20 protein-coding genes are annotated in these 19,752 nt (G+C 49.5%); 14 read left to right on the forward strand and 6 right to left on the reverse strand.

Annotation, left to right across the window (positions count from 1 at the left end; genetic code table 11):
- Positions 1–101: 101 nt before the first annotated feature.
- Genes ACTG3Z_RS09825 through ACTG3Z_RS09840 form a run of 4 tightly spaced genes read left to right on the forward strand, consistent with a single transcriptional unit; the run spans position 102 to position 5,834 of the window.
- Positions 102–2,036 (forward strand): extracellular solute-binding protein, encoded by a 1,935-nt coding sequence (locus tag ACTG3Z_RS09825; protein WP_439142869.1) that lies wholly within the window; start codon positions 102–104, stop codon positions 2,034–2,036.
- Positions 2,037–2,042: 6 nt separating this feature from the next.
- The gene (locus tag ACTG3Z_RS09830) at positions 2,043–3,128 is read left to right on the forward strand and encodes a microcin C ABC transporter permease YejB (protein WP_439142871.1); all 1,086 of its coding nucleotides are present in this window, start codon (positions 2,043–2,045) and stop codon (positions 3,126–3,128) included.
- Between the two features lie 4 nt (positions 3,129–3,132).
- On the forward strand, positions 3,133–4,239 hold the full coding sequence (locus ACTG3Z_RS09835) for an ABC transporter permease (protein ID WP_375266322.1): 1,107 nt from the start codon (positions 3,133–3,135) through the stop codon (positions 4,237–4,239).
- Complete coding sequence (locus ACTG3Z_RS09840) at positions 4,236–5,834, forward strand: ABC transporter ATP-binding protein (protein WP_439142873.1); 1,599 nt, start codon at positions 4,236–4,238, stop codon at positions 5,832–5,834. The genes ACTG3Z_RS09835 and ACTG3Z_RS09840 overlap by 4 nt, the downstream gene beginning before the upstream one ends.
- A gap of 137 nt (positions 5,835–5,971) precedes the next feature.
- On the opposite strand, the gene ACTG3Z_RS09845 is transcribed toward ACTG3Z_RS09840, so the two are convergent.
- Positions 5,972–6,115 carry a hypothetical protein gene (locus ACTG3Z_RS09845; RefSeq protein WP_439142874.1) on the reverse strand — a complete coding sequence of 48 codons (144 nt, stop codon included), beginning with the start codon at positions 6,113–6,115 and terminating at the stop codon, positions 5,972–5,974.
- Positions 6,116–6,221: 106 nt separating this feature from the next.
- Between ACTG3Z_RS09845 and ACTG3Z_RS09850 the strand changes: the two genes are divergently transcribed.
- A complete protein-coding gene (locus ACTG3Z_RS09850; RefSeq protein ID WP_439142876.1) occupies positions 6,222–7,088 on the forward strand; it encodes a LysR substrate-binding domain-containing protein in 867 nt (288 codons plus the stop codon).
- On the opposite strand, the gene ACTG3Z_RS09855 is transcribed toward ACTG3Z_RS09850, so the two are convergent.
- Complete coding sequence (locus tag ACTG3Z_RS09855) at positions 7,085–8,518, reverse strand: D-alanyl-D-alanine carboxypeptidase family protein (RefSeq protein WP_439142878.1); 1,434 nt, start codon at positions 8,516–8,518, stop codon at positions 7,085–7,087. The genes ACTG3Z_RS09850 and ACTG3Z_RS09855 overlap by 4 nt on opposite strands.
- 342 nt (positions 8,519–8,860) lie before the next feature.
- Between ACTG3Z_RS09855 and clpS the strand changes: the two genes are divergently transcribed.
- From clpS to hemF, 4 genes are read left to right on the forward strand one after another with little or no spacing between them, the layout of a single operon-like run.
- On the forward strand, positions 8,861–9,199 hold the full coding sequence (gene clpS, locus ACTG3Z_RS09860; RefSeq protein ID WP_375266317.1) for an ATP-dependent Clp protease adapter ClpS: 339 nt from the start codon (positions 8,861–8,863) through the stop codon (positions 9,197–9,199).
- 7 nt (positions 9,200–9,206) lie between these two features.
- The gene (locus ACTG3Z_RS09865) at positions 9,207–10,190 is read left to right on the forward strand and encodes a class I SAM-dependent methyltransferase (RefSeq protein ID WP_439142880.1); all 984 of its coding nucleotides are present in this window, start codon (positions 9,207–9,209) and stop codon (positions 10,188–10,190) included.
- 57 nt (positions 10,191–10,247) lie between these two features.
- On the forward strand, positions 10,248–11,048 hold the full coding sequence (locus ACTG3Z_RS09870) for an SDR family NAD(P)-dependent oxidoreductase (protein WP_375266315.1): 801 nt from the start codon (positions 10,248–10,250) through the stop codon (positions 11,046–11,048).
- Positions 11,049–11,084: 36 nt separating this feature from the next.
- Positions 11,085–11,978 (forward strand): oxygen-dependent coproporphyrinogen oxidase, encoded by an 894-nt coding sequence (gene hemF / locus ACTG3Z_RS09875; protein WP_439142882.1) that lies wholly within the window; start codon positions 11,085–11,087, stop codon positions 11,976–11,978.
- Between the two features lie 3 nt (positions 11,979–11,981).
- Here the strand turns inward: hemF and fliP are convergent, their stop codons facing one another.
- The 4 genes from fliP to fliF are packed head-to-tail and all read right to left on the reverse strand — an operon-like array spanning position 11,982 to position 15,187.
- On the reverse strand, positions 11,982–12,713 hold the full coding sequence (gene fliP, locus ACTG3Z_RS09880) for a flagellar type III secretion system pore protein FliP (RefSeq protein ID WP_439142884.1): 732 nt from the start codon (positions 12,711–12,713) through the stop codon (positions 11,982–11,984).
- A complete protein-coding gene (locus tag ACTG3Z_RS09885; RefSeq protein WP_439142885.1) occupies positions 12,710–12,991 on the reverse strand; it encodes a FliM/FliN family flagellar motor switch protein in 282 nt (93 codons plus the stop codon). Before ACTG3Z_RS09885 ends, fliP begins: the two co-directional genes overlap by 4 nt.
- Positions 12,981–13,601, reverse strand: coding sequence for a hypothetical protein (locus ACTG3Z_RS09890; RefSeq protein WP_439142887.1), 621 nt, complete (start codon positions 13,599–13,601; stop codon positions 12,981–12,983). The genes ACTG3Z_RS09885 and ACTG3Z_RS09890 overlap by 11 nt, the downstream gene beginning before the upstream one ends.
- Positions 13,568–15,187 carry a flagellar basal-body MS-ring/collar protein FliF gene (gene fliF, locus ACTG3Z_RS09895; RefSeq protein ID WP_439142889.1) on the reverse strand — a complete coding sequence of 540 codons (1,620 nt, stop codon included), beginning with the start codon at positions 15,185–15,187 and terminating at the stop codon, positions 13,568–13,570. Before fliF ends, ACTG3Z_RS09890 begins: the two co-directional genes overlap by 34 nt.
- A 121-nt stretch (positions 15,188–15,308) precedes the next feature.
- Here fliF and ACTG3Z_RS09900 point away from each other — a divergent pair, with 121 nt between their 5' ends.
- The 5 genes from ACTG3Z_RS09900 to ACTG3Z_RS09920 all read left to right on the forward strand — a co-directional run bounded on the left by ACTG3Z_RS09900 (position 15,309) and on the right by ACTG3Z_RS09920 (position 19,751).
- Positions 15,309–15,803, forward strand: coding sequence for a flagellar basal body-associated FliL family protein (locus ACTG3Z_RS09900; RefSeq protein WP_439142890.1), 495 nt, complete (start codon positions 15,309–15,311; stop codon positions 15,801–15,803).
- Between the two features lie 7 nt (positions 15,804–15,810).
- The gene (locus tag ACTG3Z_RS09905; RefSeq protein ID WP_439142891.1) at positions 15,811–16,188 is read left to right on the forward strand and encodes a hypothetical protein; all 378 of its coding nucleotides are present in this window, start codon (positions 15,811–15,813) and stop codon (positions 16,186–16,188) included.
- Complete coding sequence (locus tag ACTG3Z_RS09910; protein WP_439142893.1) at positions 16,185–16,757, forward strand: MotE family protein; 573 nt, start codon at positions 16,185–16,187, stop codon at positions 16,755–16,757. Before ACTG3Z_RS09905 ends, ACTG3Z_RS09910 begins: the two co-directional genes overlap by 4 nt.
- Before the next feature lie 67 nt (positions 16,758–16,824).
- The gene (motA, locus tag ACTG3Z_RS09915; RefSeq protein ID WP_439142895.1) at positions 16,825–17,694 is read left to right on the forward strand and encodes a flagellar motor stator protein MotA; all 870 of its coding nucleotides are present in this window, start codon (positions 16,825–16,827) and stop codon (positions 17,692–17,694) included.
- Positions 17,691–19,751, forward strand: a complete 2,061-nt coding sequence (locus ACTG3Z_RS09920; protein WP_439142897.1) for a hypothetical protein — start codon at positions 17,691–17,693, stop codon at positions 19,749–19,751. Before motA ends, ACTG3Z_RS09920 begins: the two co-directional genes overlap by 4 nt.
- The last annotated feature ends 1 nt before the right edge of the window (position 19,752 follow it).

A 19,752-nucleotide genomic window follows, 5' to 3' on the forward strand; every position in this document is an offset into this window, starting at 1 on the left:
ACAAGCAGTTCAATATTCAACGCTTGAATGTGACGCGTGCAGCGCATTAGCTATGTTACAACAGTGATACGCATGCGTGTGACAGCTATTGGGAGACCTCGATGATAGATAAATTTCCAAAGACTGAGTTAGTCCTGAAACGTCGCGATGTCATGAAAGGGATCGCCGCGAGCGGTGCTGGTCTTGCCATTGGATTGCCTGCTGGCATGGCGCAGGCCCAAGAGGCCGAAATGATCAAAAGCCACGGCTATTCGTTTTTTGGTGATCTGAAATACGCTCCTGATTTTACCCATTTCGATTATGTGAACCCCAACGCGCCCAAAGGGGGCCAAATCACACTTAGTGCACGCGGTACTTTTGATGGTTTCAATCGTTGGGCTTGGCGCGGAAACCCTGAAACTTATTCAAGCGTTATTGGCGAATCTATGTTTGCTGAAATGCCTTGGGGTGGTGGCGCGCCAGCGGATTCGCTGACGGATGCCTACGGTTTAATCGCGCAGGAAATTGAATATCCCAAGTCAAAAGAATGGTGCGTTTTTCACATGCGTAAGGACATCGTGTTTCGCGATGGATCACCCCTTCGTGCACAGGACGCCGCCTTTACGCACAACCTTTTCCTAGACCAAGGCATTCGCTCTTATGCGCGATCCGTTAAAGAGCGGATCACGGGTGTCGAGGTGATCGATGATCATACCATCCGCTTCAATTTTGCCGACGGCATTTCGCGTCGCTCTTTGATTAGCCAAGTGGGTGGAACGCCAATTTTGTCTGAAGAATGGTACAAGCAAACGGGTGAACGTCTGGATGAACCATCAATCAACTCTCCTATGGGGTCAGGTCCGTACCAAGTTGGGGATTATGAATTCAACCGCTACGTCGTTTACGAACGCAACCCAAACTATTGGGGTGTGGATCATCCGGCCAATGTAGGGCGTCATAACTTTGATCGCATCCGTATTGAATATTTTGCAGACGCAACGGCCGAGTTTGAGGCGTTTAAATCTGGTGAAGTGACCTTCCGCTCTGAGGGTTCCACTAAACGCTGGGCAACGGGGTATAACTTTCCGGCGTTAGAAAAAGGCGATGCGATCAAAGAAGCGATTCCAAATGGGAATGCGCCTAACAATTCAGGAATCATTTTCAACACGTTAAGAGCGCCGCTTGATAATCGGGATGTGCGCCATGCATTGTCATTGGCGTTTAATTTCGAATGGACACGTGAATCGCTCCAGTTCGATTTGACGACCCAGCGCAATTCGTTTGTGCAGAATCAAGAGTGGGAAGCCAAAGGCGTGCCAGAGGGCGATGAACTGGCGTTTTTGCAATCACTTGGCGACGTAGTGCCACCTGAACTGCTGACCGAACCTGTGGTCATGCCGCATACTTCTCGCAAAGAAAAACCGGATGACCGTCGCAACAAGCGCGAAGCTTTCCGTTTGCTTAAGGGCGCGGGTTGGACTGTGAACAGCGAAGGTCACATGGTGGATCAAGAGGGCAAGCGCATGTCGCTTGATTTCTTAGTGATCTCGACTTGGGATGACACGCGCAAAGCAATAATTGAGACCTATTCCAAAACCTTGGAGGGTTGGGGAATTGAGGTGAATGGCAACGCAGTGGACAGCGCTCAAGGCCAGCAACGCTTCCTTGATAAAGATTATGATTTGATCTCAACTCGTATCCTGACCTTCGCGACAGTGGGCACAGGGCTCAAGCAGTTGTTTGCCTCTGAAACGGCTGAAGTGTCCTCCTACAACCCTTCTGCTTTGCGCAGTCCCGTTGTTGATGCGATTATCGATGCAGCGCTAGAAGCGGACTCACGAGAGGCAGAAATTGCAGCCTTGAAAGCCCTTGATCGCGCTCTTCGTTATGAGCGCATCATCGCACACTATGGCTATGTCCCTGCTTATTGGGTGTCGTATTTCGATATGTTCGAAAAGCCTGAAAACCTTCCGCCTCTTGCGCTCGGTGTGCTTGATTTCTGGTGGTATAACAAAGAGAAGCATGAAGCGTTGAAAGCTTCTGGCGCTTTGAGGTAACTCGCTTTGGGTGCCTATATTCTTCGACGTTTGTTGCTGATCATCCCAACACTTTTGGGAATAATGATCATCAATTTTACGCTGGTCCAATTTGTTCCCGGTGGCCCTGTTGAGCAGGTCTTGGCTCAAATGCAGGGTGGCGGAGACGTGTTCGAAAGTTTCTCGGGCGGTGGCAATGACGTCGCTGAAGAAACCTTTGGATCGGACAGTGACTACGTTGGTGCACGTGGCTTGCCCAAGGAATTTATCGAAGAGTTAGAGAAAGAGTTCGGTTTTGACAAACCGCCTCTTGAGCGCTTCTTGAATATGCTCTGGAACTACATGCGGCTTGATTTCGGCGAGAGTTATTTCCGCTCCATCGGGGTTGTTGATCTGGTACTGGAAAAGATGCCTGTGTCGATCACGCTCGGTCTTTGGTCCACGATTATTGCGTATTTGGTGTCTATTCCGCTAGGGATTCGCAAGGCCGTGCACGATGGCAGCAGCTTTGACACATGGACCTCTGCGATGATTATCGTCGCCTATGCGATTCCTGGATTTCTGTTCGCGATTCTTTTGCTCGTGCTGTTTGCAGGCGGATCGTATTATCAAATCTTCCCACTCAGGGGGCTGACGTCTGAAAATTTCGAAGAGTTGAGCCTGCTTGGGAAGATAGGTGATTACGTCTGGCACATCACTCTGCCCGTGCTGGCATCGACCATTTCCGCCTTTGCGACGCTGACGTTGTTAACCAAGAACAGCTTCCTTGATGAGATCAAAAAACACTATGTGATGACCGCGCGCGCCAAGGGGCTGAGCGAAAGCAAAGTCCTTTATGGCCACGTGTTTCGCAACGCGATGCTGATTGTTATTGCGGGTTTCCCTGCTGTATTCATCTCGGTTTTCTTTAGTGGCTCGCTGATTATTGAAACGATTTTCTCGCTAGATGGTCTGGGCCGCCTTGGGTTCGAGGCTGCTGTCGCAAGGGATTATCCTGTCATCTTTGGAACGCTTTTCATCTTTGGTCTTATCGGCTTGATCGTCAGTATCTTGTCAGACCTGATGTACGTGCTGGTTGATCCACGCATCGACTTTGAAAAGCGGGAGGGCTAGCACATTGGCACTCTCCCCCCTCAATCAACGTCGTTGGCGCAATTTCAAACGTAACCGTCGCGCGCTTTGGTCTTTGATCATTTTTTCAGTCTTGTTTGGCCTGAGCCTCTTCGCGGAATTTATCGCCAATGATAAGCCAATCATGGTCAGCTATCGCGGCGAACTCAGCATGCCTGTCTTCAAATTCTATCCTGAAACTGCCTTTGGTGGCGACTTCGAGACTGAAGCTGTCTACCGCGATATCGAAGTGAAGTGTTTGATCACCTCTGGTGGTATGGAAGAGTGCTGGGATGATCCAGAAGGTGTGATTGAGGCAATTGAGGCCGGTTCGTATGAAGCGGACGGCTTTGAAAAAGGTTGGTTGCTTTGGCCTGTGATCCCTTATGCATACGACACCACAGTTGACCGTCCGGGTGCCGCACCACTTGCGCCAAATGGCGAGAATTTGCTTGGCACGGACGACACCAAGCGCGACGTGCTTGCGCGGGTGATTTATGGTTTCCGACTGTCCATTCTGTTCACACTTATTGTCACCACGCTGGCAAGCGTGATTGGCATCGCAGCGGGCGCATTGCAGGGATATTTTGGCGGCTGGGTCGACCTAATTTTCCAGCGCGTGATTGAGATCTGGAGCGCGGTGCCCTCGCTATACATCATCATCATTATGTTTGCGATTTTGGGGCGAAGTTTCTGGCTCTTGGTGTTTCTCATGGTGCTCTTTGGCTGGATGGCGCTTGTTGGCGTCGTGCGCGCAGAGTTTTTGCGGGCGCGGAACCTTGAATACGTGCGCGCCGCGAAGGCTCTTGGTGTGAGCAACACAGTTATCATGTTCCGGCATATGCTTCCGAACGCCATGGTTGCAACGGTGACGATGCTGCCGTTTATCGTAACAGGTACGATTAGCTCGCTTGCGGGACTTGATTTCCTGGGCTTCGGTTTGCCATCGTCTTCGCCGTCCTTGGGTGAGATGACGTTGCAAGCCAAACAAAACTTGCAAGCGCCTTGGCTCGCCTTCACAGCGTTTACGGTATTTGCTGTTATGCTTTCGCTTCTCGTGTTCATCTTCGAGGGCGTGCGTGACGCGTTTGATCCTAGAAAGACCTTCTCATGAGCGCACTATTAACGGTCAAAGACCTCACCGTAGCGTTTCAGCAAGATGGTAAGCTAAGCCAAGCTGTCAAAGGCGTCAGCTTCACGGTGGAGCGTGGCGAAACAGTCGCGCTCGTCGGCGAAAGTGGTTCGGGCAAATCTGTAACCGCGTTAAGCTCTGTGGCGCTTCTGGGCTCTAGCGCGGTCACGGGTGGCTCTATTACCTATGATGGTCAAGAGATGGTTGGCGCAGATGAGGCGCTGCTTCGTAAGGTGCGTGGCAACGACATTAGCTTTATATTTCAAGAGCCAATGACATCGTTAAACCCGCTGCATACGCTTGAAAAACAATTGGGTGAATCACTGGCGTTGCATCAGGGTGTGGTTGGTGATGCTGCGCGCGGGCGCATTGTAGAGTTGCTTAATAAGGTTGGCATTCGCGATCCTGAAAGTCGTCTGAATTCTTACCCACACCAACTTTCCGGCGGACAGCGGCAGCGCGTGATGATTGCGATGGCGTTGGCAAATGGCCCGGATTTGTTGATCGCTGATGAGCCAACAACAGCGTTAGATGTGACAATTCAGGCCCAAATTCTTGAACTTCTGGCTGGGCTAAAGAAGACAGAAAACATGGGGCTTTTGTTTATCACCCATGATCTTGGGATCGTGCGCAGCATCGCTGACAAAGTTTGTGTCATGAAAGCTGGTGAGATCGTTGAAGCAGGCCCGACGGAGGATGTTTTCAACGACCCGAAGCACGACTACACCAAGACCCTTTTGAGTGCTCATACTGTGGGCACACCTGATCCCGTACCCAGCGGTGCGAGTGAAATCGTCAGCACTGAAGAATTGAAGATCTGGTTTCCAATTCAGCAAGGCCTGCTGCGGCGCACGGTTGGCCATGTGAAAGCTGTGAATGACGCAACCTTGTCCGTCCGCTCTGGTGAAACACTTGGCATCGTTGGTGAAAGTGGATCAGGTAAGACGACGCTTGCGCTTGCGATCATGCGCTTGATTGCCTCTGAGGGTGCGATCAATTTTGAGGGAAATGATACGCGGTACTGGTCTACGCGTCAGCTTCGTGCTGCGCGCAAAGACATGCAAATTGTCTTTCAGGATCCTTTTGGCTCGCTGTCACCTCGCATGACTGCGGAGCAAATTATTGCCGAAGGTTTAGGCGTTCATGGCACTGATGGTTTAAAATCACCGCGCGACATGGTGGCGGATATCATGCAAGAAGTGGGGCTCGACCCCGAGACAATGCACAGATATCCGCACGAGTTTTCTGGTGGTCAACGCCAGCGTATTGCCATCGCGCGGGCGATGATTTTGCGGCCAAAATTGGTTGTGCTCGATGAGCCTACGAGTGCGCTGGATATGACCGTACAGGTGCAAATTGTTGAGCTTCTACGCGGCTTGCAGCAGAAATATGGGTTGGCTTACCTCTTTATAAGTCACGATCTCAAAGTTGTTCGAGCGATGTCGCACAAGGTTCTTGTGATGAAACAAGGCGATATCGTTGAAATGGGTGAAAGTGAAACGCTCTTCAGCGCCCCTCAAGACCCGTATACGCGTGCGCTTTTGAGTGCAGCTTTGGATCATCGCACAAACGCATAGTTGCGCCCAAAACCGATGGTCCTGGGCGCATCTTTCAACGTCTAAACGTGAACTTTTTGCAGCAGTATGCTGGACCGGCGCGGCAGGTCCCGAGATTGCAGTGCTTTGCAATCTGTGGCGCGAGAAAAACAATCGGATCAATCATGGCGCTGCTCCTTTGATGGGAGTTTTGGTGCATAGTGACGGGCTTCACGCCAATGCACTGGTGCAGTCCAGCGCGGTTTGATGTGTCCTTCTTGATAAGTCGCACGGACAAAGCTGTCAGCAAGAATGTTCAACATTTTCTTCTCCTTTGTAATTAGTCACTCAGTCTATGCTTCCACTATTCTTTTATTTGTGGATTAATACGAGTCAGGAAGAATTTTAATATGTAAGCTGGAGTTACATATGGACTGGCGTCAAATGCCGCCCCTCTCTGCACTGCGCGCGTTTGAGGCTTACGCGAGTTTTGGTTCGCTCCAAAAGGCGGGTGATGCGCTAAGCGTGTCTCATGCGGCGATTAGCCAGCAAATTCGGAACTTGGAAAGCCATTTGAATGTCGCGTTGTTGGATCGTACCGGGCGCCAGGCGCAGCTCACGGAAGATGGTGAAGCACTTGCTACAGAATTGAAGCGCGGATTTGAGATAATTGCGGCTGAGGTACGTAGGCTTGCGATCAAGGATGCGGATCGCCCGCTTATTGTGTCAACGACACCAAGCTTTGCTGCAAATTGGTTGGTCCCGCGCCTCGCAGATTTTCGGCAAAAACATCCGCAGATTGATGTGGTCATCGACGCAAACCCAAGTGTGAGCGATTTTGGGGCCAGTGGTCCGGACGTTGCAATTCGGTTTGGGCAAGGCGGCTGGAGTGGGGTTGAGGCGCAGCTTTTGGTGGCCACGCGCCGCTTTGCTGTCGCAGCTCCATCTTTCATTTGTGATGATTGTCCGACGTCACCTTCAGATCTTGCACGCTTTCCGCTTTTGCAAGAGGTCGGCACCTCTGAGAGTTCTTTGTGGCTTGCGAAGCATGGGGTCTGTAACGCGGGGCAGGGGGGCGTCACCGTCTTGCCCGGCAACCTAACGTTAGATGCCGCGCGCATGGGGCAGGGAATTACCGTCACAGCGGGCGTCTGGGTGCAAAGCGATATCGAAAGTGGTCGTTTGGTAAAGCTTTTTGAAGATGAGGAAGATTTTGGATACTATATCGTCACGCGCGCAGGCGTTCAGCGCGCGTCTTTAAAGGCGTTTACCAAGTGGCTTCGCTCGCAAGTTTAAGAGCTGGGGCCAACCATAAAACACTGAACATTACGCGCCGCAAGTCGGCGACATGCGAGATCAGCACTGTCGCGGGTCATGCCAACGAAGTTTGCATCATAACCAGACTTGCGTTCTGTTACCGAACGCCGTGCGCCATCAAGCGCACTCATTTCGGCAAGCGCAGTTTTTAACAAAACACGTTCAGCACGATAGCGATTGGGATAGCGTCCAATGTTGATACCCCAATGGCGGCCCCCTGATGTGGAAACACGTGTGACCACTTCTTGCTTGGGCTGGCTGCGCGGTTCTGGCTTAGGTTGGGTCAATGACGCGAGTAACAACGCTTTTGGCCGTGCTGCGGGCTTAAGCGAACGGGTAACTGCCGCGGTTGAAGCTGATGCTACAGCTGCGACTTGTGCATTCGCGGCGCTATTCACTTGAGCTTCAACAAGCGCTTGGCGCACATCATCTTTTAATGAAACAAGCACTGGCGCTGTTTCTGGCCGCAATTCACGCGCCTTTGGACGCAGGCTCTTCTTAACAGCACGCACGACGCGGATCGTTTTGGCGGTTGCACGGGAGCCGCCATAGGCTGGCTTAGCGGGTTTGCGCAAAGCAACCCGAGAAGGCGCGCGTTTGAAGCCCATATCCAGTAGTTCCGCAACGCGCGCGTTGCGGGTCGCTGTACTGCGACCGCCAAAAACAGTGGCAATAATTCTTTCCTGTCCACGCTCTGCAGATGCAACAAGGTTAAAACCAGCGGCACGTGTATAACCTGTCTTGATACCATCGGCACCTTTGTAATTACTAAGCAGACGGCGGTTTGTGTTGGGCACCGTTTTCACACCAGCGTCGGTCGATATTCGTGAGAATAGATTATAGTATTCTGGGTAATCATAGAGCAGGTGGCGGCCAAGTTTTGACATGTCGCGTGCGGTCGACAGGTGCCCCTGTTCCGTAAGGCCATGAGCGTTTTTGAAGGTTGTCTTGGACATACCTAAGGCTTTTGCAGTGCGCGTCATACGGCGCGCAAATGCGGCCTCCGAGCCTTCTAGCGTTTCACCAATGGCTGTTGCGGCATCATTGGCAGACTTTACTGCGGCCGCACGAATAAGATAACGGAACTTGATGCGTTGACCGGAGCGCAGTCCAAGTTTTGAGGGTTGTTCTGCTGCGGCTTTCGAAGAAATTTTCACCACTGTATCGAGCGAAATTTCACCGTTTTCGACGGCTTGGAAAGCCACATATAGCGTCATCATTTTGGTGAGAGATGCTGGATGGAGCCGCGTATCCGCGTTGCGTGAGTGCAAAACTTCACCTGTGCGCGCATCCATGACATATGCCGCATAGGGAGCCGCCGACACGCTCAACGGGAGCGCGACAACAAGCCAAAGAAGTGAGATGACAAATAGCCCAATACGGGCCGGCGATATGTGCCGTACCTTCACGATGTCTGCCTTTTACTGCCTCAGTGTCGCCGATTTTTCGACTGACTTATATTTTTATGCCTAATAGTTAGCATATAATTTTCGATTAATAAAGCATTCAAAACAAAGGAATTTATGGATTTTTGCTCACCTAAAATCGCAACATCTTGCGGTTTTCTCAGGCATCACCCCAACACAAGCTATTGTGTCAGGAATGTGTCATGCGACTCAATCTCCACCCCCCTCATATTTGCTGCGAAGAAACGGGCTTTGATTGAGTATCGCTCTGCTCCCCTCTTTTCTAACTGCAGTTTGGCGTTATATAGAGGCAAGCCCAACGTATGAGATGAGACACGCACGATCATGACCTTTCAGCCGATTATCGCTTCTGGAAATTCTGACGACGACTCTGACACGAGCGTTGTTATTGAAACGCGTCCTAAGACCAAAAAGCCGCCACTTTATAAAGTGCTGTTGTTGAACGACGACTATACTCCAATGGAATTTGTTGTCCTCATTTTGGAGCGTTTCTTCGGGCTGACACATGCGCAGTCTTTTGAAATCATGCTGACTGTGCATAAAAAAGGTGTCGCCGTCGTGGGCGTGTTTAGCCATGAAATTGCAGAGACCAAGGTTGGTCAAGTGATGGATTTTGCGCGCCGACATCAGCATCCGCTGCAGTGTACGATGGAAAAAGAATAAGATTGCGATGAAACACGCGCGTCTTGAGCTTGCGCGCAGCGCAGAAATTTTGCCCGAATTTAATGGTAAAATTGCCGTTTTTGGTCAGATCGAGCTGGATCGGCTGCGCAGTTTGGATTTCACAAACTTGCGCGCAGTCAGCGACAGCGCGGTGACAACAGAAGTTCTGTCATCCGCTGGTATTACAGTCCAGCGAAGGCTTGATGAAGACACTCTGGATGCCATCGTCTTTGTTCCACGTGCCAAAGCACAAGCTTGGCAACTTATCAGCGCTGCAATTCAGTCTGCGCCACAAGGCTGGGTGATTGTGGATGGCCAAAAAACAGATGGTATAGAAAGCATCGCCAAAGAGATTGCGCGAACTGTTGGAGGCGCTTCAAGCTATTCCAAAGGACATGGCAAAACGATTTGGTTTCGCGCTTCGAAGGCGCAGGCTTTGCGCGTGTCAACTGAGCAAGAGCCCAACAAGGATGGTTTTCTGACAGCGGCTGGTGTGTTTTCCGCAGATGGTGTTGACCCAGCATCCGCTTTCTTGATCGAAAATATGGTGAGCGACCTTTCAGGTGAAGTTGCAGATATTGGAGCTGGTTGGGGGTATCTGTCTGAACAGGTTTTGGCCCAAAACTCCAAAATCAAGGCGATGCATTTGATCGAAGACAATGCCGCGGCTCTTGATTGCGCGCGGCAAAATGTGGCGGATTCGCGTGCGTCTTTTCATTGGGCAAATGCGCTTACATGGCGACCCAAAACTCTTTTGGATGCGGTCGTAATGAATCCGCCGTTTCACACAGGACGCTCCGCAGAGCCCGCACTTGGCATTGGTTTTATTCAAACAGCAGCGCGTGTTTTGAGGCCTGGCGGTGTTTTATATATGGTAGCAAACGCACACTTGCCTTACGAACCCGCACTCGAACTGGCTTTTGTTGATGTCACGCTTGTGGCTCGGACAACGCGGTTTAAAGTGTTTTGCGCTAAGCGCGGACGCAAATAAATAGTTTAGGATCAGAATCGGCTAAAACCTGATCAATAGAAGGCTCAAGGAGCGCTGATGTCTTTTTCAATCGATGGAAAAACCGCAATTGTAACCGGTGCGGCCAATGGGATCGGGCTTGCGATTGCGCGCCACTTTGCAAATCAAGGCGCAAACGTGATGTTTGCTGACATGGATGACGCGCGTCTTGCTGACGAAGTTGGTGATCTTACAGAAGACAGCAACGTGCGATATTTTTCCGGCGACTTGCGTGAAAAACTAACACTGGCAAATCTGTTGTCTGGAACAATTGATGCCTTTGATTCCATTGATATTTTGGTGAATGGATCGCGTCAAATGTTGACCACTTCACCACTTGATGCTGACGATAAGTCAATGGATATTCTGGTCCAACAAAATTTGATTACCAGCTACCGCTTGTCCCAGCTCGTTGCGCGGCGGATGATCAAGCAGGCACAGGATCGCGACGCAGGGCCTGTCGGGTCTATCATCAATTTGTCATCGGTTGCTGCGCGTTTGGCGCGACCTGAGTTGTTGGCCTATTCTGTTTCAACTGCCGCTTTGGAGCAAATGACGCGCTCCATGGCGGTTTCGCTCGCGTCTGAACGGATCAGAGTAAACGCAGTCGCTTTTGGATCAGTGATGAGCGCTAGCTTAAAGGAAAGTCTGAAAGATAATCAAAGTTTTCGCGAAGACATTGAAGAACACACGCCACTTGGCCGAATTGCTGCCCCGCAAGAATTGGCAGAGGCAGTCCAGTTTTTGGCATCCGACGGGTCCGGTTTTGTAACAGGGCAGGTTTTAACCGTCGATGGTGGTCGGACTTTGCTTGACCCCGTTTGCGCCCCAGCCCATTAATTGAAAGCGATACAGTGCGGCAAGGAGAACGCGGATATGACGACTGAAATGCATGCTGAAAAGGCTCAGGCCGCACAATGGTTTGAAACTTTGCGCGATGACATTGTGTCAGCGTTTCAGGGACTTGAAGACAATCACAACACTGGCCCTATGAGCGATCGTGCGGCAGGTTCTTTTGAAGTCACGAAAACCAAGCGTCATTCCGACGACGGCAGTGATGCCGGTGGCGGTGAGATGAGTGTGATGCGCGGAGGGCGCGTTTTCGAAAAGGTCGGGGTTAATATTTCGACAGTTTTCGGCACTCTTGCGCCTCGTGCTCAGGCAGCAATGGCTGCTCGAAAAGGTATTGAAGGCATGGCAGAAGACCCGCGTTTTTGGGCCTCCGGGATTTCTTTGGTCGCACATATGCAAAATCCACACTGCCCTGCCGTTCACATGAATACACGCATGTTCTGGACGCCACATGCTTGGTGGTTTGGTGGTGGTTCTGATTTAAATCCTTGCCTGGAGTATGACGAAGACACTTCGCACTTCCATAAAACTCAAAAAGAGTTTTTGGATCCGCATGGGGAAGAGCATTACCCAAAATTAAAAACTTGGGCAGATGAGTATTTTTACATTCCGCATCGTGGACGTACGCGCGGGGTCGGTGGAATATTTATGGACGACAGATGTAGTGGTGATTGGAATGCTGATTTCAAACTAACCCAAGATATTGGTCGGGCGTTTTTGCCAGCCTATCAACCTCTTGTCGAAAAACGTCGTGTTGATCCTTGGGGCGATTCTGAAAAAGACGCTCAGCTGGTTCACCGTGGTCTCTATGCGGAATATAATTTGGTATACGATCGCGGCACAAAATTCGGACTTGAAACCGGTCACGATGCAAATGCTGTTTTGATGAGTTTACCGCCACTCGCAAAGTGGACTTGAGGCTTAGAAGTAGCTTTGGACGAGGCCGCTCGCGATGAGCGTCCAGCCATCAGCGACCACAAAGAACGCGAGCTTGAATGGCAGTGACACAATTGCAGGTGGCACCATCATCATTCCCATCGACATCAAAATTGCAGCGACAACGAGATCAATGATCAGGAAGGGTAGGAACAAGAGAAACCCTACCTGAAACGCTCGCGCAATCTCAGAGAGCATAAAGCTCGGTACGAGCAACGAAAGCTGTTCAGTTGATTCTGGATCAGCGTTTAAAAGTTCTGGTCTCAATTCTGCTAAGGCAGAAAGCGTATCGGGGTTGATACGCTGTTGCATAAACTCCCGAAATGGAGCCATCGTTTCGCTGAAAGCAGTTTCAAATTCGATCAAGCCTTCACCATAAGGTGCGATGCCATTGTTCCAGGCGACCGTGAAGACAGGCTCCATAACAAAGAGGGTAAGGAATAGAGCGAGGCTTACCAACATCATATTTGGTGGCGATTGTTGCAAACCGATCCCTTGGCGTAAGATCGACAAGACGGTGATCATAAATGGGAAACAAGTGATCATAATTAAAATGCCAGGCGCAAGGCTAAGAACAGTGATCAAAAGTATGAGCTGGATGCTACTTTGTGAGAGCGACCCGTCTTGTAAGAGACCTTCGGTTATAGATTGTGCCAAGATAGGTTGTGGCGTGCTAACGAGAAGCACTATGACGGCAAGGGCAAGAGTGCGGTTCACAAAGTACCCATATCTGGCTCAACAATTTCGGTAATCCGCACTGCGAGCATTTCCGGCGCGCCCTCTTCTGCTTCTTCCAATTGGCCACGGCCGACGAGACGGTCGCCAATAAAGAGGTCGACAGGTGCATCAACTGTTTTGTCTAATGTAAGGACCGAATTTTCAGTAAGGTCTAAAAGATCTCGAATACTCGGCCTTGCTCGCCCAACTGACACTGTAATCTCGACTGGGACGTTGCTAAATGGTGTGGCTTTCACGGGTGTTGTCTTATCTGGCAACGGCTTGCTCCAGTTCTGGTTGATTTAAAAAACTGTCAGCGCGGCTTTGAATCTCGCGGATTGCTTGCGTGACATCGATTTTACGTTGAAGCGTCGCGCAAGAGACGTACGCTTGACCTTCGGCTAGGGTGTCTTTTGTAATCAAACCGATATCTGACAAAGCACGTGACGAGTTTAAGAATGCAGCGACCGTCATTTCATCTTGCTCAGAGACTACGAGCGAAATGTCTTTGGAAGCATTTGTTTTTAAGAGTGTCTCAATCTCATCGACGACCAAGGCTCTCAACCCTTCGCTCTGTAGGCCGGGAAGCAATGTTTTCATTATCTCTTCTAGAACCGGTTTCATTGTTTTTAAAAGTTGAGTCTGAGCTTCGATCAAAGTGAATTCAATTTGCTCCAAGTTTTGGCTCAACGTGGAACTTAAGTGGGTTTGGGCGTCTTTATGCGCGTTAACGGCGTCATCCCAACCAGCTTGATAGCCCGTTTCATACCCGCCCAGAGCGTCGTCTTGGGCCTTCGAACGAGATCGAGATAGGTCTGTTCCAATTGAAAAATCTTCAAAAAGATGCGCCCGATTCATGAGTTTTGCTTCTCTTTTTGTTCTAGCCACTGCCGTAAAATGTCGATTGTTTCATCTTGTCGATTCTCAATCATTTCCCGCAGTCGCTGAACAGGCGACTCGTCTGAGGCATCAAATGAGGTATCGAGGCTTGGAAGCGTGGCAGGCATCGAATTGGGTGCAAAATTTGTTGTCGTGCCATCGAAAGTTACGTCGTCTTCAGCGTCTGTTGAAAGATGACTATTGCTATCAAGTGTTTGATCTATCGTTATCGGTGCGGGTAATTCTGGCAATGGAGCAACTGTTGGTGACCGTAAAAGTGGCCTTACTACGAACAATGCTGTGACGATTGTAACAATGGCCAAAATAGCCATCTGTATAAGTGTCATAGCATCAAGCGTTGTATTGAATAGTGGCGCTTCAATTGGCCCAGACCCTTGAGGGGTTTTGGGGGTAAACGTCATAGACTGTACGGTGACGACATCGCCCCGTGCTTCGTTGAAACCTATTGCAGAACGTACAAGCGCGGAAAATTGTGCGAGTTCCTCATCGCTTCTTGGAACGAGCGTCCCTGGTATTTCAGCGCTTTCAACACCGTTAACCAAAACTGCGACCGAAATTCGTTTGATCGCGCCAGGCGCTTTAATAATTTCTCTTTGTGTTTCCGAAACTTCATAGTTCACCCGTTCTCTAGTCTCAGTCGCATTGCTTTTTGAAGTTTCTCCTGTGCCCGCCTCCCCGTCCGGTAAGTTTGAAGCGACAGTGACACCCGCTGTGCCACTTCCTTCCGCAGTATCACTGCGCTCTTCGTTGTCAGTGCTAACAATCACGCGACTTGCAGGGTCAAAAATTCGCTCGGTGATTTGCTCACTTTGCAGGACATTTTCGACGCTGACTTCTACGATTGCGTTTTCGCCACCTACGCGAGCTTCTAACAAACGCAAAATCTTAGATTTTAGCTCAATGGAACGGGTATCGCCCGCTGGATTTGACACAGTGGGATCATTATCCCCAATGAGCCCACCTTTCTCATCAACGATCGATACATTTTCAGGTGAGATTCCCGCAACCGCAGACGCAACAAGATAACGAAGCGCCTTTGCTTGCGCTATATCGATACCAGTGCCGGCAGGGGTCACAAAGACCGAAGCCGTACCTGTTTTGTTCCGACTGAAGGCGTTCGAGTTGATTTGCGCAATATGGACACGTGCCATTGTAATTTGGCTTGAAGAAATAATCGTGCGCGCCAACTCTCCTTCTTTGGCTCTTAAGTAAGCGGCGTCAAACATTTGGGATGTGGTGCCAAAGCCAGACAGCGAGTCGAGTAACTCATAGCCTGAAGCGCTGTTCGCGGGCAAACCTTCAGTCGCTAGCTTCATTCGAAGCTCATCCCGCCGTTGGTGTGGCACGAAGATCGTGCCGCCCTTTATTTCATAAGCCTCGCCGCGTTGTTCTAAGGCACGGACGACTTCACCAGCTTGTGGAGCCTCTAATCCAGCATAAAGCAAAGTCATTGATGGTTGGGTCGCCATTCTAGCAAGAACGAACAAACTCGTTGAAAGTGCGATTATGCCGAAAACAAGCGCGACGCGTTGCGCAGCTTTAAGTTGGTTCCACCGCAATAGTATCGAATTCACTACCGACCTCCTAATCGAGTGACCAATTGAACGCCACTTTTCAAACTTCTGACAGGCCAAGCTTAACAATCGGTTAGTGAGTTGCAGTTATTTAAGGAGCCAAGCAATGGAGTGAACTTAAATGGCAAATGCCGAGCTTGAAGTTGATGCAACCCCAAAGAAAAAAGGGAAAATTGGGTTTTTGCTTGGCCTGGTTTTGGCGATTCTTGTTGGCGCCGGCGGCTTTTATGCTGCGTTCTCCGGCTTGATTCCCAGCGGTTCGGAGACTCAAAAAAACTCTAAAGATGCACCGAGTGTTACGTTAAAAGCGCTGTCTACCTCAAGCTTCATTCCACTAGATCCGCTTATCGTGAATATCCGTTCATCGTCCAAATATCAGCTACTGCGCTTTGTAGGTCAGTTACAGGTTAAGCCAGAATATCAAAGCGATGTTGAAGCTCTGAAACCTAGGTTGGTGGACGTGATGAACACATATCTGAATGCACTTGATGCTGCGCGTTTTGAAGATCCCATCGCGCTGATCAAGCTCAGATCACAGTTATTGCGGCGCATTCAAATTGTAACAGGAGATGGTCGTGTAGAAGCTCTCCTAATCATGGAATTCATTTTACAGTGAGGGTTATATGAGCTTGGTATCAGATCTTTTCCTAGTCGCAGGTGCGCTGGCTGCTGGGTTCTATTGCTACATACTTTCTCGACGTTTGTCGGCGCTCACTGATGCAGAAAGTGGTGTGGGCAAGGTTGTTGGGACGCTCTCTAAGCAAGTGGATGATTTAAACAATTCGATTCAAATCGCGTGTACTGAAGCTGATGCGTCAAGCAGTGCGTTAACCGAGCTAACACTGAGAGCAGAAGGTGTCGCACAACGGCTCGAACTGATGGTTGCTTCGATGCATGATATCCCAGAGCCAAAAGATGAAATGGTTTTGCAGACAAAGGCACGAACGGAAGGCCCAGTGTTTAGCACGCGTATCAAGGCTGAAAAGACGGGCTTTCAATGATCAAAATGAAAAATATCCGCTTCGGGCCACTGAATGTGATCATGATGCTGCTAATCCTTTCGGCAGGGCTGCGTACGACAGGTGCTGTAGGTATTGCGTTTGCATCAGCCGACACACCGTCCTCAGAGACCGCCGGTACGGCTGAACAGGAAAATGGCACTGAAGATATGGATGCTCTTTTACTGAGTTTTCAAGTTCGTGAAAAAGAAATTTTAGAGGAAGAAGAACGGATTGCAAAGCGTTCGGAAGAGCTGGAAAACGTTGAGGCTCAAATCGCGTCAAAGATCGGAAAACTTAAGGCATCTGAGGCTCGACTTCGTGAACTTTTGGCGATTGCGGATGTTGCGGCTGAGGATGACGTAACCCGTTTGACGAGCGTATATGAAAGCATGAAGCCAAAGGCTGCTGCTACTGTGTTCGAACAAATGCCACCAGCCTTTGCAGCTGGATTCCTGAGTCGGATGCAACCTGCATCCGCAGCGCTGGTTATGGCAAGTTTAACGCCTGAAACGGCTTACGCTATTAGTGTCGTATTTGCAGGAAGAAATGCAGAAAAACCGCCTAAATGAAGGGCGGCTGACCAATCATTAACTCCTTTGTGAAAAGATCACTTCAGCTGAAATCTAGGAGTTAAATATGGTTGGTATAATTGGGATCGTTGTTGTGTTCGTTATGGTCTTTGGCGGATATCTCGCCGCTGGCGGCAAGATGGGGATTATTCTTAAAGCGCTTCCTTTTGAGATGACGATGATCGGAGGTGCTGCGGTTGGTGCATTTCTCATAAGCAACAGCGCGTCGGAAGCCAAACATACGTTAAAAGACATGGCAAAAGTCTTTAAAGGTGCCAAATGGCACCCCGAAGACTATCGAGACTTGCTTTGCCTGCTTTTCCAATTGCTTCGAATGATGAAGCAAAATCCGATGTCCATCGAGCAACATATCGAAGATCCTACTGCGTCAGATTTATTTGGAAGTTACCCTAAAATACTAGCTGACTCTGAAGCCACGTCTTTGATTTGCGATACTTTGCGGACTGCATCGATGAACTATGATGATCCGCACCAAGTCGAAGAGATTTTAGAAAAACGTATGGATGCGAATTTGCACCATTCGATGCATTCGAGTCATGCTCTTCAAACTGTAGCAGACGGATTACCTGCTCTTGGAATTGTTGCTGCTGTACTTGGGGTAATTAAGACAATGGGCTCAATCGATCAGCCACCTGAAATCTTGGGAAAACTAATCGGTGGTGCTTTGGTCGGTACTTTCTTGGGGGTGTTTCTCGCTTACGGAATCGTTGGGCCATTCGCCTCAAGGTTGAAGACGTTAACTGAGGATGACGGACACTTCTATCAGCTAATCCGAGAAGTTCTTGTCGCAAATCTTCATCAGCATTCGGCAAACATTTGCATAGAAGTTGGGCGTCAAAACACACCTACATCTTACCGGCCATCTTTCAATGAGCTGGAAGAGGCGTTGAAAGAGCTGAAGAAAGCGGCAGCATGAAGGGAGCGTTCGTATCGATTTTCATGTGCGTTTTTTGGTCGAGTTTGGGTTGGGCGAATACGGTCGGCCTTAGATCGGCTGAACATGACGGGTTTACTCGAGTTGCCATTGATTTAGCTGATCCATCGGCGGCGAGAATTCTAAAGATAAGCGCAGGTTTCAAAGTAATTCTGCCCGCAGATACTCAGGAAATAGGAACCGAAGGTTTTTTTGAGAGGATTTCTAACAAACGAATTAGTGGCTTAGACGCCAATAAAGAAAAGAAAGAAATTGTATTTTTGACCTCTTGCACCTGTGCGCACAGAGTATTCGTTGCAGGGACAAGCACTTTGGTTCTCGACATTTTCGATGACGAGGGCGTTGAGGTTGAAGCGATACAAGACAAGGCTCAAGCAAGTTGGCTGGCGTTGCCGCGATCAGATAAAGTACAACTCCAGTTTCCCGTTAGCTCCGATAAAGAGGATCGGCCAGAGGGTCAAATTGATACGGTGATTACACCAACTGAGCGCAACATTTCAAAAGCAGTCCAAACGAAACGCCTTACATCAGCGAGAGATGATGTGACCGCCAGCCTTGACCGCAGGTTCAGTGTAACTTTGGAAGACGATAGCAAAGATCAGCGCACTGAAACGGGCGTTACGGGTACTGAACAGATCAAGTTTCATTCGCTGCAGAAGCTGCAAACGCAGGCACTTTCACGCATCGAACAGAATGCACAATCAATCATGAGTGATTGTGATAATTTGGCAGAATTGAATCCTGAGAATTGGCCCCAATATGAAGACGCGAGCAATTTTTTAGCTTCAGTACGAAATCGCTTTGCGCAGAATTATGACAACAGCAATCAAGCGGCGATTACATCGCTTGCGGTTTCCTACATGAGTCTTGGCATGGGCGCCGAAGCGACTGCTATTTTGGAAGCGATACCAAAGCCAAGCATCAAAGACAGGCAGCTTTTGGAACTCTCTCGATTTGTTGAGGATCCTGAGTTGCCTCTTGCATCAAGTGTTATAGCAACAGATCAAACCTGTGCTGACATGCTTATTTGGCGATTACTTGGACCGGGTGTCGAAATGAATAGTTCGTTTATAGGTGAAGACGAGCTGCAAAGAGTCCGTGCCGCATTTGATCGTTGGCCGAGCGCGCTCAAAGGTCTGTTTGCTCCCAAGCTTGCCAACGTGATGCTGAAGCTTGGGTCTGAAGATGCCGCAAAATATGCTTTGCGTACATCAGAAGAATTACCTTCAAGTCGCAATGGTGAGCGCGAGCTTGTCAAAGCTCGGATTCTTGAAAAAACAGCGTCTGCAAAAGACGCGATCGAGATTTTAAAGCCTATCGTTGACAAGGATCAAGAAACTGCGCCAGAGGCAGTCATTTCACTTGCTCGGTTGGTCGCTGAGCAAGGTGCAGACATGCGAGATGTGGATAAAAACGCACTCGCTGCATACCAAAACGAGTTGAAAGGAACAGAACTTGAACAAGAGCTAATTCGAGCGCGCATAATAACGGCGCTGCAAGAACAGGATTTGGAACTGGCGCTTGGTCTGATCGAAGAATTCTCTGCTTTGGTAAGACGTTCGAAGGTTAACCTGGTCTTGGATGAAGCTGGTATGGTCATTTATAGCTTATCTAGTGACGCAGATTTTTTGAAAGAGGCTGTAAGTCTGCCGGCGAAATTTTACAATCAAATGGCGCAAGATATACAAGAGCAGATAAAGACCCGCGTTATCGAGCTTGGTTTTCAAGATCTTGCGGATCAGTTGGGCCAGTACAGCGCCCGTAAGCGGGACGAGACGACACAAGCGAATATACAATCAGACACGCCGACAGTTTACAATCTAAGCGAGGCCGAGCCTACAATTGGAGCAGAAACCGATCAAGTGTCTGAACGGGTGCCACAATTGGATGTAAACCCAGCAGGTGCAGCTCCAGCATCAAGTATAAGACAGGCTGACGTCAATGACGCAACTCCACTTGCAGGAGCGATAAGTGAAACGCGTTCCATTCTAAATAGCATAACCGAGCTGGAGAAGGAGTTAACGCGTCTCGGGTTATAGA

Source organism: Planktotalea sp., assembly GCF_965659345.1.
Classification (GTDB): domain Bacteria; phylum Pseudomonadota; class Alphaproteobacteria; order Rhodobacterales; family Rhodobacteraceae; genus Planktotalea.

What these genes read in the sequence shown, in the direction of transcription:
- ACTG3Z_RS09825 (WP_439142869.1), top strand. Translation starts at nt 102, where the DNA reads ATGATAGATAAATTTCCAAAGACTGAGTTAGTCCTGAAACGTCGCGAT.
- ACTG3Z_RS09840 (WP_439142873.1), top strand. Translation starts at nt 4,236, where the DNA reads ATGAGCGCACTATTAACGGTCAAAGACCTCACCGTAGCGTTTCAGCAA.
- ACTG3Z_RS09845 (WP_439142874.1), bottom strand. Translation starts at nt 6,115, where the DNA reads ATGTTGAACATTCTTGCTGACAGCTTTGTCCGTGCGACTTATCAAGAA.
- ACTG3Z_RS09850 (WP_439142876.1), top strand. Translation starts at nt 6,222, where the DNA reads ATGGACTGGCGTCAAATGCCGCCCCTCTCTGCACTGCGCGCGTTTGAG.
- clpS (WP_375266317.1), top strand. Translation starts at nt 8,861, where the DNA reads ATGACCTTTCAGCCGATTATCGCTTCTGGAAATTCTGACGACGACTCT.
- ACTG3Z_RS09865 (WP_439142880.1), top strand. Translation starts at nt 9,207, where the DNA reads ATGAAACACGCGCGTCTTGAGCTTGCGCGCAGCGCAGAAATTTTGCCC.
- ACTG3Z_RS09870 (WP_375266315.1), top strand. Translation starts at nt 10,248, where the DNA reads ATGTCTTTTTCAATCGATGGAAAAACCGCAATTGTAACCGGTGCGGCC.
- hemF (WP_439142882.1), top strand. Translation starts at nt 11,085, where the DNA reads ATGACGACTGAAATGCATGCTGAAAAGGCTCAGGCCGCACAATGGTTT.
- ACTG3Z_RS09900 (WP_439142890.1), top strand. Translation starts at nt 15,309, where the DNA reads ATGGCAAATGCCGAGCTTGAAGTTGATGCAACCCCAAAGAAAAAAGGG.
- ACTG3Z_RS09905 (WP_439142891.1), top strand. Translation starts at nt 15,811, where the DNA reads ATGAGCTTGGTATCAGATCTTTTCCTAGTCGCAGGTGCGCTGGCTGCT.
- ACTG3Z_RS09910 (WP_439142893.1), top strand. Translation starts at nt 16,185, where the DNA reads ATGATCAAAATGAAAAATATCCGCTTCGGGCCACTGAATGTGATCATG.
- motA (WP_439142895.1), top strand. Translation starts at nt 16,825, where the DNA reads ATGGTTGGTATAATTGGGATCGTTGTTGTGTTCGTTATGGTCTTTGGC.
- ACTG3Z_RS09920 (WP_439142897.1), top strand. Translation starts at nt 17,691, where the DNA reads ATGAAGGGAGCGTTCGTATCGATTTTCATGTGCGTTTTTTGGTCGAGT.